This is a genomic window from Chitinophaga sp. GbtcB8 (genome assembly GCF_019091455.1).
Taxonomy (GTDB): Bacteria; Bacteroidota; Bacteroidia; order Chitinophagales; family Chitinophagaceae; genus Chitinophaga.
The window spans coordinates 1-11,160 of record NZ_JAGXJN010000070.1 but is presented as its reverse complement, the minus strand read 5'-3'; the positions used below and the strand labels follow the sequence as shown (position 1 = coordinate 11,160).

Sequence of the window (11,160 nt, the reverse complement as noted above, 5' to 3'; positions counted from 1 at the left end):
AAAAAGGCTCCTTTACCTCTGCGGTAAAACAGCGCATCGGCAAGTTTGTGCAGGCCAACGGCGGCACCCTGTTCCTGGACGAAATAGGCGATATGAGCCTGAGCGCCCAGGCCAAAGTGCTGCGGGCCCTCCAGGAAGGGAAGATCACCCGCGTAGGGGGCGACAAGGAAATTAATGTGGATGTACGCGTAATAGCCGCCACCAATAAAGATCTGCTGAAAGAGGTGGAGGAGAAGAACTTCCGCCTGGATCTGTACCACCGCCTGAGCGTGATCCTGATCCACGTACCATCCCTGAATGAACGCCGGGATGATGTACCCCTGCTGGTAGATCATTTCCTGGACAACGTTTGCCAGGAATACGGAATTGTAAAAAAGGTGATTGATGCGCCGGCCCTCAAGGCCCTGCAGCAGCACGACTGGTCAGGTAATATCCGCGAGCTGCGTAACGTGGTGGAAAGGCTGGTTATCCTCTCCGGCAAAACCATCACCGCAGATAATGTGGAGGATTATGTAGTACCTTCCCGCGAGAAAAAGAAAGCCAATATATAGTTTGGCAGCAGGCAGTTAGCATAATCCACTAACTGCCAACTGCCAGCGGCCAACCGTCATATGAAGAAGCAGTTATACCTGATCAGCGGCATGGGGGCGGATGAGCGGATGTTCCGTTACCTGCAGTTTCCACCGGAGTACGAGGTGCACTACCTGCCCTGGTTAAAGCCACAGCCCAATGAGCCCTTTACGGATTACGCAGCCCGCATGGCGGCCGGCATTACTACAGAAGGTCCGCTTACCTTGCTGGGACTTTCCTTCGGGGGGATGATAAGCCTGGAAATAGCCCGTCAGCGCCCGGTTGAAAAGGTTATCCTGATCAGCACCATCAAAAACACCCGGGAGCGCCCCGCTTATTTTAACATGATAAGAAGGCTGGGATTATACCGCCTGACCAACCGCTGGCTCTTCAAACAGCGCACCTTTGTAGTAAAATTTTACATGACAGCCAAAACAGCGGAGGAAGACGCCCTGCTGAAAGATTACCTGCGTAACAGCGATTTTGACTTTATGTACTGGGCTATCCGCACCGTTATTTTCTGGGAAAATGAGGAGCTGCATTCCGCTGTAGTGCACATCCACGGCAGTAAGGACCATACTTTCCCGCTCAAATATGTGAAGCCGGATTATACGATAAACGGAGGGGGCCATTTCATGATTATGAACCAGGCCGATGAGATTAACCGTATATTGAGCCGGGAACTTTAAGAAAACTTTTACAAGGAAAATTAGCTGACTGACAACAGAATATTATATTTGTTCTTTTAAGATATTTAAATACACACAAATTCAACTGAATGAACCTGGCATTTTGGAGGCGCAATGACGGCCAGCCTAAGAAAAGAAAGTCTGCAGTGCGTGAATGGCTGGATGCAGCCATCTTCGCTATCATAGCAGCCACGCTGATCCGCACTTTTATTTTCGAGGCCTATACGATCCCTACTCCCTCTATGGAAAAAACATTGCTGGTGAACGATTTCCTGTTCGTTAGCAAGATCAGTTACGGTCCGCGCATTCCCAATACCCCGCTGGCAGTTCCTTTTACCCATCATACCCTACCCGGCACCAAATACAGCAAAGCTTATTCAGAAGCCGTACACTGGCCTTACAAACGCCTGCCCGGTTTTACCCGCGTAAAACGGAATGATGTAGTGGTATTCAACTTCCCCGAAGGCGATACCGTGGCCCTGGAACAGCAGGACCAAAGCTACTACGGGCTGGTACGCAGCCTGGGCAGAGATGCAGTATGGGAATCCTACCATGTTACCTCCCGCCCGGTTGATAAACGGGAAAACTATATTAAACGCTGCGTAGCCGAATCCGGCGACACGCTGAGCATAAGAGACGGCGTAGTGTTTATAAATGGCCATCAGGCGCCCATTCCGCAGGAAAGTGAAAGAAGATATACTGTGCAGACCAATGGCGATCCCCTGAACCCGGACCGCCTGGATGAGCTGGACATTACGCCCAACCCGGATGCCACTTTATCCGCCGGCATCTTCCTGTACAACCTTACCCCGGGCAACGTAACCGCGTTAAAGAACTTCCCGGTAGTAAAAAGCATTAAACCTTACTTCAGCGGGGAGCAATCCGTTTTCCCTTACGATACTGCCCATTATCATTGGACAGAGGAGAACTTTGGCCCCCTGTACATTCCTAAAAAGGGCGCCACTGTTAAGCTGGACAGCACCAATATTGCCATTTACGACCGTGTGATCCGTGTGTACGAAGGCAATACGCTGGAAGCTAAGAACGGGCAGTTCTACATTAACAACAAACCCGCTGATTCCTACACTTTTAAAATGAACTATAACTGGATGATGGGGGGTAACCGAAACAACTCCCTGGATTCCCGCTACTGGGGCTTTGTGCCGGAAGATCATGTGGTAGGTAAGGCCTGGCTGATCTGGATGAGCTATGGCCATGGCAGCATCCGCTGGAGCCGTTTATTCAGAACGATCAAATAACAATAAGCAATTTTTGCACGGTCCTGCATCCCTCCGGGTGCGGGACTTTTTTATTATTATCGATACCTTCGCAGCACCCTATTAATTATTAATCATTAATTATTAATTCTTCATTCAATGAAACAGCTGCAATCATTTGAATACCAGCTTTACGATGACATTTCGCAGCTGGAAGAAAAAGATGCCGCTCTGCTGCAGGCTGCCCGTACGGTTACTGCGGAGGCTTATGCGCCGTACTCTAATTTCCAGGTGGGCGCTGTTATACGCCTGGTTAACGGACAGCAGGTAAGCGGTACCAACCAGGAAAATGCCTCGTTCCCTGCTGGCATTTGCGCAGAAAGAACGGCCCTTTCCGCCGCCACAGTATTGTATCCCAATGTACCCATAGATACTATTGCCATTAGCTACCATAACTTAAACGGCAGCAGCGGGCATCCCATTTCCCCCTGCGGTATTTGCCGGCAGTCGCTGGCAGAGTATGAGCAGCGTTTGCAGCAACCTATCCGCCTGATCCTGAGCGGCCAAAGCGGCCAGGTATATGTGATAGCAGCTGCCGGTCAGCTCTTGCCTTTATCCTTTTCTGCAAAGGATATGGAGTGACTTCATATAAGAAAATAACGTATATTTGCGTTAGGGACAATAGACCATGTTTTCTCTATGATGCGTATCCTATGTCTGCTGGTAATAGCAGTTTTCACAGTACAATTAGCCATTGCACACCCAAAGGACAAAGCCAGGGCTTTGTATAAAGAGGGATTGGTATTAAAAAGATCAGGTAAGCTGGATGCTGCCCTGAAGTTTTTTCATGCCGCCATTATCCAGGATAAGAATTATACACCCGCTTACCTGGAGCTGGGCCAGATCTACGCCCTGATGGAGAACTACCGCCAGAGCACTTATTATTATCAGCAAATTTCAAAGCTGGATAGTACCAGTAATGTAACCAGCCCGGAAGACCTGCAGGTACTGCATGACCTGGGCCATGTATATTACTACGAAGGCAATTACAAAGCCGCTGTAGTATTATGGAACCGTATGCTGGCTTTACAGCCGCAGAACTACTTTGCAATGTTCATGCTGGGAAAATCGTATATCGGTTCCGGTGAGCTGCAGAAAGGGGAGGAGCTTTGTGATAAGGCCGTCAACAACTAATTAATAATGAAGAATGAATAATTAATAATCGTAAGGCCAGTTTACGCCTGTTATAACTATAACGTACTAATAAAAATGTCCTGCACCTTTAAGATGCAGGACATTTTTTATTTTAACTATAGTTGCAGTGATCTCATTTTCATGATATAACTGCTTCACTATTATTAATTATTCATTCTTCATTATTAATTACATACGCTCCGGTACTTCAATTCCCAGCAGCTCCATACTCCGCCGGATGGTATGCACCGTATGGGTAATGATCTGTAAACGCAGGTTCTTCTTTTCTTCGGATTCCGCATTTACAATAGAGTATGTGTATTTGCCATCTACCTTCTCTGCATAAAAAGAGTTAAACTCCTGCGCCAGTTTAAATGCATAGTTGGCTATCACAGAAGGGCTCATTTCTTTTTGCGCATCTTCCAGCACTTCGCCAAACTGCTCGTTCAGCATGATCAGTGATTTTTCTAATGGCAGTAAACTGTCATTATGCCTGTAAGTGTCCAAATGACTGGTATCTGTCACACCGGCTTCACGCAGAATAGATTTGATACGTGCATGTGAATATTGAATAAACGGCCCGGTAAAACCATGGAAGTCAATGGACTCTTCGGGGTTAAAGATCATCCGCTTTTTAGGATCCACCCTCAGCAGGAAGAATTTCATAGCGCCCAGTCCGATTACTTCGTACAGGCGTTGCAGTTCATCCTCGCTGAAGTCCTTTAGCTTGCCGGATTCTTTGGTGTGCTGGGCAGAAGTGTTCACCATTTCAGTGATCATATCATCTGCATCAACCACCGTGCCTTCCCGGCTCTTCATACGGCCATGCGGCAGCTCCACCATACCGTAGGAGAGGTGGAAAACACCCTCAGCAGCAGGCTCCTGCAGCTTTTCCAGGATCAGCTTTAATACCTTGAAATGGTAGTTTTGCTCATCCGCTACTACATATATGCTCAGGTCCATCTGGTAGTCGTCATACTTCAGGCGGGCAGTGCCCAGGTCCTGCGTCATGTACACAGAGGTGCCGTCGCCACGCAGCAGCAGCTTCTGGTCCAGGCCATCATTGGTCAGGTCTATCCAAACAGAGTTATCTTCTTTTTTAAACAGCACGCCTTTACGTAAGCCATCTTCCACCAGGTCTTTACCCAGCAGGTAGGTTTCGCTTTCGTAATAGATCTTGTCAAAGTCAATGCCCAGGCGTTTGTAGGTTACATCAAAGCCCTGGTATACCCAGCCGTTCATGGTGCTCCACAGGGTACGCACTTCCGGGTTGCCGGCTTCCCACTGCTGCAGCATAATTTTAGCCTGCTGCATGATCTCCGTTTTATTCCGGGCCAGCTCTTTTATTTCGTCATGGATCTTGTCGGATTTTTCTTTATCGGCATGTATTTCCGGTTTATGCAGCAAAGCGCCCAGCTTTTCTACCCGTTCCAGGTCAGCGCCGGAAAAGTCGCGGAAGTCATTTTCCAGCACCCGGGCAATAATGGGTTCTGCCTGTTCTTTCAGCAGGGTTTCAAACTTTACATAATAATCGCCCACCAGGTGATCGCCCTTGATGCCGGTAGATTCCGGCGTATCGCCATGGGCAAACAGCTGCCAGGCCAGCATGGATTTACAGATATGGATACCCCGGTCATTCACCAGGTTGGCTTTCACCACCTCATATCCATTGGCTTTTAAGATCTCTGCAATGGAGTAACCCAAAAAGTTATTCCGTAAGTGCCCCAGGTGCAGGGGTTTATTGGTGTTGGGGGAGGAATACTCCACCATTACCTTTTTACCATTAGCAGGTTTGTGGCCTACATTGCGGTTGTTGAAATTCGATTGCAGGTATTGTACCCAGTAGTCATTATTGATGCTCAGGTTCAGGAATCCCTTTACCACGTTAAAACCAGCTATCAGCTCCGGGAAGCGGGCAGCCAGGTAAGTACCAATGGTATTGCCGGTTTCCTCAGGTTTCTGGCGGCTGAACTTAGTGAAGGTAAATACCACGATGGTATATTCCCCCTCAAATTCGGGTTTGGTAACATTAATGGCAATATCGTCAACGGGTATATCCTGTTTATATAGCTCCTTAATAGCGGTGGCTGCTGCTGATCTGATGGTTTGTACAACACTCATGTGGAAAACTGTTAATGCAAAGTAGCAGCAAAGGTATAAAAAAAGTCCATGGTCCATGGTTGATGGTCCATTGCCTTTAACAAGTAGGGTTATTAAAGGGGAAGGGCCGGTCTTTTTGGTCAGCGCTGATAAATAATAAAAGTCATTTTAAAGCTATTACTGGTTTAAGTAATGTAATAACCATATATCTCCCGGCATGCACCTATATTAGTAAATACCTGCCGGGTAAAAGCTTGTATATTTAACGCCTGAAATTAATGCAGAGCATGGAACAACCGATTTCTTCGATGAACCGGCCTACTCATGATACCGCATTCCTGAACGGACTGCGAATATTATTGGCTTTATGGGTAGCGCTTGGACACTTTTATTATTACCTGGGTGCTGAAAAAGTTTTCCCATTACCCTTTCTGGGCAAATTCCTTCATCATAACTCATCTGCCGTAAGTGGTTTTATGATCATTACCGGTTTTTTGATGTCGTACCATTATACATTGCGTGAAAGGAAAGAACCGCCGGAGAAAAAAGAAACCTTCTTCAGGTTCTGGCTCAGGCGTTTTTTCCGCCTGTATCCTATTTATTTTCTAGCCATTATGGTGGCCTTCTTTTTATTGCCTGTTACCCGGAATTTTGCGGCAGCCAACCTGACCTTCTTTACCGGCGAGGTGCCCCAGTTCCAGTTCACGTACGACCTGGCATTAGCGCCTACCTTTAAGGATGTGTTCTTACACCTTACTTTCCTGCACGGCTTTTTCCCGGGTATTAACTCCAGCATACTGGGCCCCGCATGGAGTTTGTCGCCGGAAGTGCAGTATTACCTTATTTTCCCGCTGTTGTACCTGGCGTTCTTTTACTCGCAACGGTACCAACTCATCAAACTTCCGCTTATTGTTTTAATTTCCGGCGCTTTATATATTTTATCGTACAAGTTTTTCGGGAGCGCTGCAATTGACTCTCCGGCCGAGATTGTGAATCTGGGCCTGCCCAGCATTATTACCTATCAGCTAATTTACTTTGTTACCGGTATGATCATGGCTAAAGTGCTGATCAACAAAACGGGGTATTTTCATTTGTTCTTTTGCATCCTTATCTGCATTTGCCTGAGCGTGAATGTATTTACAATGGGGCTGCTGCTCATTATTGTAACAATGATGTTTTCGGATGAGCTGAAACGGTTCCTGCCTGGTTTTCTTTATAAGATATTGATGTTCTTTAAAGGTATATTGGGCGGTAAGGTAGCTACCCTGGGGGCTGATCTCTCCTACTCGTTGTACCTGATCCATAGTTTTACTTTGCAGATGATCCTGTTCTGCTGCATACAGCTTCCTTTCAGTAAAACCGGTATTGCACTTGTTGCGCTGGCAGCTTTCCTGGTGATCAACTTATTACTGAGTTATGTATTGTACCTGCTGGTAGAAAAGCCGTTTATTGCAATCGGGAAACGGATAGTTGATAAAACGTATCCTGCAGAAGTGCAGAAAGTGAAGTATGATACGCCACTGCCATAATGAAATTTAAAAAGTCCATGGTCCACCGTTCATTACCTTTATCATTAGGGATATAAAACGTGAAAAGGCAGTAGCTACCTACTGCCTTTTCAATGATAGGTCTCTGTCCGCAGACAGTGGCCGACTAAAAGAAAGTATATGACACGCCTATCTGCCCAACAGAGTTACGGCTGTCAATAGCGCTATCATAGATATCTGTAATGCCAAAGTTGTAACGGCCATATACACCAAAATGGAAAGGCAGCTTTACGCCCAGGCCAATGCCGGCACTGATGTCTGCACTGTTATACAAGTCCTTTGTATCTACTGATAAATTGCCGCCTTTGTCATGGGCGCTTACCAGTAAGCTCAATTGCGGGCCTGCTTCCAGGTAAAACTGCGGAATAATGTAGTACTGGAACATTACCGGCATGTTAATGTAGTTGAGCGCCAGCGTACGGTCGGCATTCGTAAGGCCCACTTCATATTTTGCTCCCTGCCCGGAAAAGTATAGTTCCGGCTGTAAGGCCCATTGATGAAAGCGGATATTTACAAAACCGCCAACATGACCGGATACCCGGGCCTTTGAATTGTCAATTTCTGTCAGATTTGCAATGTTTAAACCGCCTTTAGCACCAATGTGAATTTTTTGTGCCTGTACAGTTACAACGGCGGAAGCCGCCAGGAGCATCGATAGGATAAATTTTTTCATAATATATAAAGATAGTTGTGCTTCAGGGACAAATTATATGCCGGTTTACAGTTAGGGCAGGAGGGAAACACTTTCTGCCACAAAATGTTGCCTGCCTGAAAATTAGCCGGGGAGCTCTGTCAGAACTCCCCGGCTGCTGTATAGTAATGGCAGTGTTACTGCAGGTAAAAGCGTATGCAACTGGTATTAAAAGCGCATAACACTAAGGGTAAAAGCGCATAACGTTTAATACAGTGTAAATTCTACGCGCCGGTTCTTCTGTCTGCCGGCAGCGGTTTTATTGTTGGCAATGGGCTGGGTTTCGCCATAGCCGGTGGCTTCTATTCGTGATGGATTAGCGCCTTTGCTTACCAGGTATTGTTTTACAGATTCTGCCCTGTCCTTGGAAAGGATCATGTTCTTGGCATCCGTACCCACGTTATCCGTATGGCCGGCCAGCTTCAGGCTAAAGCCTTTGGTTTTCAGCAATTCTGCCACGCGGTCCAGGGAGGGGTAGGATCTGGGTTTAATGCTGGCTTTACCGGTTTCAAACTCCAGGTTCTGGATGGCTTCGCGCACCAGCCTGCGGTCGTCTTCCGTGATCTGCTGCACCACCTTGGTAACCCTGGGGGTGGTATCCTTAGGCAGGTCGCAGCCGCCGCCATCCACCTTGCTGCCTTGTGCAGTGCCGGGGCATTTATCAAAGAAGTCGGATACGCCATCCCCATCACTGTCTTTCAGTAATTTATCAACATCTGCGCTCAGGCGGGCATTGGCGCTGCGGGTGCTTTCCAGCTCCGTTTGCAGGGCTGCTTTTTGAGCCGCCAGGTCATCATACATTACCTTGGCAGGGTTGTTCCAGGTGAGCTGTGGTTTGTGGGCAGGGCCCAGGCTGAATTCCAGGCCTGCGTATCCATAGGAATATTTATCGCGGTTAGGGCCATAATTAAAGCCATCCAGGTTATCCCCATCCAGAAAGTGCATGGTATAACCCAGGTCCAGGTTTACCATGTCCGATAATTTGAATTTCAGTCCTGCCCCTACAGGAATGATCAGCTCTTTTATAGAGCCATCTGTTTTGTATTCCCTTTCAGTACCATTGGCGGGAGTTATGGAGGGGCTGTATCCCGCCAAACCGGCGCCTGCTGAAACATAGATCTGTACAAAGTTCTGTTTATACAGCCAGTTAATAGTGGCCACATTCACTACTGCGCTTAAAGCAGCTGACCATTTTAATTTGGTTTCAAAAGATTCAATGGGCCGGTCAGGCATCTTGCCATTACCCAGTTCCTTGGTGTTGTCGCCCTTTAGCTTGCCGCCAATATAGTCAGCCCTTATGCCCAGCGCATGTAAGATCTGCCATTTAACATAAGCCCCATACCCGGCAGAGGCTTTCCACTTTGTAAAATCATTACTGCCACCAGTGGGCGATACAGGCGCCAGCAGGCCGCCGTTCACCCCAATAGAAAAGGTCTTGTAATCTTTTGTACCATTAAAGATGCCTGCAGATGTAGTGCTGGTACTGCCCGCGGGGGTATTTGTTTGCGCCAGCGTGATGAGCGGCGCAGCCAGGGCCAGTATAATGCAGGTGGCCCGAAAGGTGAAGGTTGTTTTCATAAATGGAAGGTTAGTAGTTAGTAAGTGACATAATATGGTCCAGTCCGTCAGTTAGCAAGGGTTACTGCTGTTCATAACAAATAATACCGCCCGGGGTTCAATGAACTGACATATTTGCATAAAATTTCGCTTGGCATAATCATTGACAAACCATAGGCAAATACACAATCAATCTACAACTAAAGGAGAATCTTAAATATTATGGGAAAAATAATAGGTATCGACTTAGGAACTACCAACTCATGCGTTGCCGTAATGGAAGGTAACGAGCCGGTAGTTATAGCCAACGACGAAGGGCGCCGGACAACCCCTTCCGTAGTGGCCTTTTTAAAGAATGGAGAAAGAAAAGTGGGTGATCCGGCTAAACGCCAGGCTATTACCAACCCGGTAAACACCATTATGTCAGTGAAGCGTTTCATGGGCCGTCATTACGACGAAGTAAACCAGGAAATACCGCACTGGAGCTATAAGGTGGCCAAGGGCGATAATAACACCACACGTATAGATATAGATGGCAGGTTATATACGCCGCAGGAAATATCTGCCATGATCCTGCAGAAAATGAAGAAAACGGCCGAAGATTACTTAGGCCAGGAAGTGAACGAAGCAGTAATTACTGTACCGGCTTACTTTAACGATGCACAACGCCAGGCAACCAAAGAAGCCGGTGAAATTGCAGGTTTGAATGTACGCCGTATCATTAACGAGCCTACTGCAGCAGCACTGGCATACGGCCTGGATAAAAAACACCATGACAGCAAGATCGCTGTGTTTGACCTAGGTGGTGGTACATTTGATATCTCCATCCTGGAGCTGGGCGACGGCGTATTTGAAGTAAAATCTACCAACGGTGATACACACTTAGGTGGTGACGACTTTGATAAAGTGATCATGGACTGGCTGGCAGAAGAATTTAAGAAAGATGAAGCCGTAGACCTGCATAAGGATCCAATGGCATGGCAGCGTTTGAAAGAAGCTGCTGAAAAGGCAAAGATCGAGCTGTCCTCTTCTTCAGAATCAGAGGTCATCCTGCCATTTAGCACTGCCGTGGATAGCGTACCCAAACACTTAGTGAAAAAGCTGACCCGTGCTAAGTTTGAGCAGCTGAGCGACAAACTGGTGGAAAGAACACTGGAACCTTGCCGCAAAGCCATCCAGGATGCTGGTTTAAGCACAGGAGAAATTGATGAAGTGATATTGGTAGGTGGTTCTACCCGTATCCCGAAAATACAGGAAGTAGTAGAAAAGTTCTTTGGCAAAAAACCGAACAGGGGTGTGAACCCGGATGAGGGGGTAGCCGTTGGTGCTGCTATCCAGGGTGGCGGACTGACCGGTGAAGTAAAAGATGTGCTGTTGCTGGACGTGACACCGCTGTCACTGGGTATTGAAACCATGGGCGGTGTATTCACCAAGCTGATAGAATCCAACACTACCATTCCCAGCAAGAAATCTGAAACCTTCTCTACTGCTGCAGACAGCCAACCGAGTGTAGAAATACATGTGCTGCAGGGTGAAAGGCCGATGGCTAACCAGAACCGTACACTGGGCCGCTTTATCTTAGGCGATATTCCGCC

At 47.3% G+C, this 11,160-nt stretch carries 10 protein-coding genes; 7 read left to right on the top strand and 3 right to left on the bottom strand.

What is annotated here, in order from left to right:
- From KVT36_RS31105 to KVT36_RS31085, 5 genes are all read left to right on the top strand, one after another.
- Window positions 1-551, top strand: a 551-nt coding sequence (locus KVT36_RS31105) for a sigma 54-interacting transcriptional regulator (protein ID WP_217607321.1), incomplete at its 5' end; no start/stop codon positions are given.
- Window positions 552-611: 60 nt separating this feature from the next.
- The gene (locus tag KVT36_RS31100; RefSeq protein WP_217607320.1) at window positions 612-1,259 is read left to right on the top strand and encodes an alpha/beta fold hydrolase; all 648 of its coding nucleotides are present in this window, start codon (window positions 612-614) and stop codon (window positions 1,257-1,259) included.
- Between the two features lie 89 nt (window positions 1,260-1,348).
- Complete coding sequence (lepB, locus tag KVT36_RS31095; protein ID WP_217607319.1) at window positions 1,349-2,518, top strand: signal peptidase I; 1,170 nt, start codon at window positions 1,349-1,351, stop codon at window positions 2,516-2,518.
- A gap of 117 nt (window positions 2,519-2,635) precedes the next feature.
- Window positions 2,636-3,118, top strand: coding sequence for a cytidine deaminase (locus KVT36_RS31090; RefSeq protein ID WP_217607318.1), 483 nt, complete (start codon window positions 2,636-2,638; stop codon window positions 3,116-3,118).
- Window positions 3,119-3,175: 57 nt separating this feature from the next.
- Window positions 3,176-3,670 (top strand): tetratricopeptide repeat protein, encoded by a 495-nt coding sequence (locus KVT36_RS31085; protein WP_217607317.1) that lies wholly within the window; start codon window positions 3,176-3,178, stop codon window positions 3,668-3,670.
- Window positions 3,671-3,859: 189 nt separating this feature from the next.
- Here the strand turns inward: KVT36_RS31085 and KVT36_RS31080 are convergent, their stop codons facing one another.
- On the bottom strand, window positions 3,860-5,791 hold the full coding sequence (locus KVT36_RS31080; protein ID WP_217607316.1) for an arginine--tRNA ligase: 1,932 nt from the start codon (window positions 5,789-5,791) through the stop codon (window positions 3,860-3,862).
- A gap of 266 nt (window positions 5,792-6,057) precedes the next feature.
- On the opposite strand from KVT36_RS31080, the gene KVT36_RS31075 reads away from it, so the two are divergent.
- The gene (locus tag KVT36_RS31075; protein ID WP_217607315.1) at window positions 6,058-7,299 is read left to right on the top strand and encodes an acyltransferase; all 1,242 of its coding nucleotides are present in this window, start codon (window positions 6,058-6,060) and stop codon (window positions 7,297-7,299) included.
- Between the two features lie 124 nt (window positions 7,300-7,423).
- Here the strand turns inward: KVT36_RS31075 and KVT36_RS31070 are convergent, their stop codons facing one another.
- Window positions 7,424-7,990 carry a porin family protein gene (locus KVT36_RS31070; RefSeq protein ID WP_217607314.1) on the bottom strand — a complete coding sequence of 189 codons (567 nt, stop codon included), beginning with the start codon at window positions 7,988-7,990 and terminating at the stop codon, window positions 7,424-7,426.
- A gap of 225 nt (window positions 7,991-8,215) precedes the next feature.
- The gene (locus tag KVT36_RS31065; RefSeq protein ID WP_217607313.1) at window positions 8,216-9,586 is read right to left on the bottom strand and encodes an OmpA family protein; all 1,371 of its coding nucleotides are present in this window, start codon (window positions 9,584-9,586) and stop codon (window positions 8,216-8,218) included.
- A gap of 201 nt (window positions 9,587-9,787) precedes the next feature.
- Between KVT36_RS31065 and dnaK the strand changes: the two genes are divergently transcribed.
- Window positions 9,788-11,160 (top strand): molecular chaperone DnaK (gene dnaK, locus KVT36_RS31060; protein ID WP_217607312.1); only part of this gene is annotated, 1,373 nt, incomplete at its 3' end.

Coding starts and splice junctions, on each gene's coding strand:
- KVT36_RS31100 (WP_217607320.1), top strand. CDS start 612: ATGAAGAAGCAGTTATACCTGATCAGCGGCATGGGGGCGGATGAGCGG.
- lepB (WP_217607319.1), top strand. CDS start 1,349: ATGAACCTGGCATTTTGGAGGCGCAATGACGGCCAGCCTAAGAAAAGA.
- KVT36_RS31090 (WP_217607318.1), top strand. CDS start 2,636: ATGAAACAGCTGCAATCATTTGAATACCAGCTTTACGATGACATTTCG.
- KVT36_RS31085 (WP_217607317.1), top strand. CDS start 3,176: ATGATGCGTATCCTATGTCTGCTGGTAATAGCAGTTTTCACAGTACAA.
- KVT36_RS31080 (WP_217607316.1), bottom strand. CDS start 5,791: ATGAGTGTTGTACAAACCATCAGATCAGCAGCAGCCACCGCTATTAAG.
- KVT36_RS31075 (WP_217607315.1), top strand. CDS start 6,058: ATGGAACAACCGATTTCTTCGATGAACCGGCCTACTCATGATACCGCA.
- KVT36_RS31070 (WP_217607314.1), bottom strand. CDS start 7,990: ATGAAAAAATTTATCCTATCGATGCTCCTGGCGGCTTCCGCCGTTGTA.
- KVT36_RS31065 (WP_217607313.1), bottom strand. CDS start 9,586: ATGAAAACAACCTTCACCTTTCGGGCCACCTGCATTATACTGGCCCTG.